This is a genomic window from Clostridium sp. (genome assembly GCF_032552055.1).
In the GTDB taxonomy this organism is placed as follows: domain Bacteria; phylum Bacillota; class Clostridia; order Clostridiales; family Clostridiaceae; genus Clostridium.
This window is the reverse complement of record NZ_JAWGSV010000339.1, coordinates 1-2716: the sequence shown is the minus strand read 5'-3', so window position 1 is coordinate 2716 and position 2716 is coordinate 1. Positions and strand designations below refer to the sequence as shown.

At 29.7% G+C, this 2716-nt stretch carries 3 protein-coding genes and 1 pseudogene; all 4 read right to left on the bottom strand.

The features are described 5' to 3' along the window. Positions 1-470 precede the first annotated feature (470 nt). A complete protein-coding gene (locus tag E6248_RS16440; protein WP_396335160.1) occupies positions 471-602 on the bottom strand; it encodes an MCP four helix bundle domain-containing protein in 132 nt (43 codons plus the stop codon). A gap of 96 nt (positions 603-698) precedes the next feature. Continuing rightward, positions 699-1331: a bifunctional 4-hydroxy-2-oxoglutarate aldolase/2-dehydro-3-deoxy-phosphogluconate aldolase gene (locus E6248_RS15180; protein WP_316341610.1), complete on the bottom strand. Its 633-nt coding sequence runs from the start codon at positions 1329-1331 to the stop codon at positions 699-701. 10 nt (positions 1332-1341) lie between these two features. Beyond that, a complete protein-coding gene (locus E6248_RS15175; RefSeq protein ID WP_316341609.1) occupies positions 1342-2289 on the bottom strand; it encodes a sugar kinase in 948 nt (315 codons plus the stop codon). 118 nt (positions 2290-2407) lie between these two features. After that, positions 2408-2716, bottom strand: a pseudogene (locus E6248_RS15170) (UxaA family hydrolase); the annotation flags it as partial.

Here is a 2716-nt window from a genome sequence, read left to right as displayed (position 1 = left end):
CCATTCCTATGAATGATTCTTTAAATACTTGAATCGCTCCTTCTTGAGCTATTTGAGTAACACCTTTTACGAATTGTTTTCTCTTCATAGAGTCTACTGCAAATTCCTTTCCAGCTTCCCATTCTCTAGCAGCTTCAATAGATGCATTTAATGCAAGTAAATTTGTTTAATCTACGATCCCATTTATAAGGTCTAATATTTCATTTATACTATTGATTCTAACTCCAAGTGACTTTAGCTTTCCTGCAAAATCATTGAATATTCACTGTATATTTTCAATATATTGGACTAAGTTATTCATTTTTTCACTACTATCTTTCACTTTACTTCCAATATTATTAGTACCATTAGAAACATCTGTTATAGATAAAACTATTTCCTCTAACTCTTATATTTTGACATTCTCATAGTCTTTTATGCATTGATTTATGTAGTCAATTTCTGGCTTAACTTCATTATCATATGCTTGACTATAGGTTTAAAAGAGCCTTACTTACATTCATACTTATGGTCATGAATGATGCTCTCATTCCGCCTACCCTGGCTATTGGTATAAGCATATCATCATACATCGAATTCACATTATTATTAATTTTCTTCATGTTTAAACTTACTAACAATTCATTTTTCTCATAGAAACAGCTTCAATTACTACTAATAATAGCATTTGTAAGTTTAACTTTTTAATATCTTCTTTCTTATATCTTCTTCTTTTTAAATTCTTTTAATACACTTTCACAATATGTTTTTACCGATTCAGCACCACCATTTTTATATGCCTTGTTTAAATCACTACCTATACCAGTACAGTCAGCTCCAGCATTTAACCATTCATTTACATTATCTTTACTAACTCCCCCTGTAGGCATAACTTTTAATTCTGGAAATATTGACTTTATAGCTGAAACAAATGGCTTTCCCACTACATTTCCTGGAAATACTTTTATAAATTCTAATCCAAGTTTAATTGCTTTATTTACTTCTGACATTGTCATAATTCCAGGTATTATAAGGAATTTACTTTCAATACAATAATTTATTATCTCTTCATCAAAGCATGGAGATACTATAAAATCTGTATTATTTTCTATACAACCATCTACTGCTTCCTTGCTTAAAACAGTTCCAGCTCCTATAAATATATCTTTGTATTTCTTCTTTAACTCACCTATAAGTTTAAGAGCCTCAGGTACACTCATTGTAACCTCTATTATTTTAAATCCGCCATTTATTGCAGCTTCACTTATTTCTTTTGCTTCTTCATATGTACGTGTTCTTATAACTGCCACTACTTTATTTTCCACTAAAGCCTCATATACACTATTAAACATATTATCCTCCTTAACGCTCTACCTTATTACTTTTTCCTAAATGTACAAGAACATCTTCATAAAAAGGCAATCCTTCATTATCACCTTCAACACCAACTACCAATGAACCTACAGCATTGGCAAAAGCTATACTATCGCTAAAGGATTCTCCTTTTATCATTGAAGTTAAAAATCCTGCTGCAAAACCATCCCCAGCTCCAACTGTATCTACTAAAGCCTTAGGTTTAATTGCATCAAAATATAAAATCTCACTTCCGTCAAATCCTATAGCTCCTTTTGCTCCTCTTTTAATTACTACTTTAGATATTCCATAATCATAAAATTTCTTTAATGCTTTTTCTAAGTCTTGTTCCTCTAATAAAAGCTCTGTTTCCTCATCTCCAATTAAAAGAATATCTACATCTGGTAAAATAGCATTTATAAAATTTTTTGCTTCTTCTTTGGTCCACATCTTTAGTCTTATATTAGGATCGAAAGATACTAATAAGTTATGTTTCTTTGCCAACCTTATAGCTTCTAAAATTATATTTTGATTATTTTTTAATATAGATGGGAAAACTCCTGTTACATGAAGAACTTTAGAATTTTTAAAGTATTCTTCATTTAAATCTTCTGGTTTCATAGTGCTTGTTGGAGAGTTTTCTCTGTAGTAAAAAGATCTACTTGAACCATCAGATAAAACCTCTCTAAAATATACTGAAGTTTTATATCCATCCACAAGTCTAACTTGAGAAGTATCTACATTATCAGCTCTTACACTCCTTAATATAAATTTCCCAAAATCATCATTTCCAAGATTACTTATCAAACCTACATTAAGTCCTAATCTAGCACATCCTATTGCAACGTTTAATTCTGCCCCTCCTATCTTCTTTTCAAAGGTATTTGTAAACATTATTGGACCTTTTTTCTGTGGACACATTGCAATCATTGCATCTCCTATTGTAATTACATCCAAATTAAAATCCTCCTTTAAGTACTTCTATTTTTTATATTTAAAGATTACTTTATTACTTATAATTTTCTATAAAATATTAAAACGATTAAATCTATTCTTAAATTCAAGTTTTAATTAGTTATAAGGTTACTCCAGTTTTAAATATAGCTAATTCTCTAAAATTATTTTTTTCATTCTTGGAAGGTTGTCCACTAGCTACGCTTATTATATAGTCAATAAACTCCTTAAGGACTTCATCAAAATTTTCATCTTCAAGTAGACTTCCTGAATTAAAATCTATCCAATGAGGTTTTAAATTATATAATTGTGTATTAGTTGATATTTTTAATGTAGGAACATAAGATCCAAATGGAGTTCCCCTTCCAGTAGTAAATAACACCATTTGACAACCTGCAGATGCTAAAGCTGATGCTGCAACTAAATCATT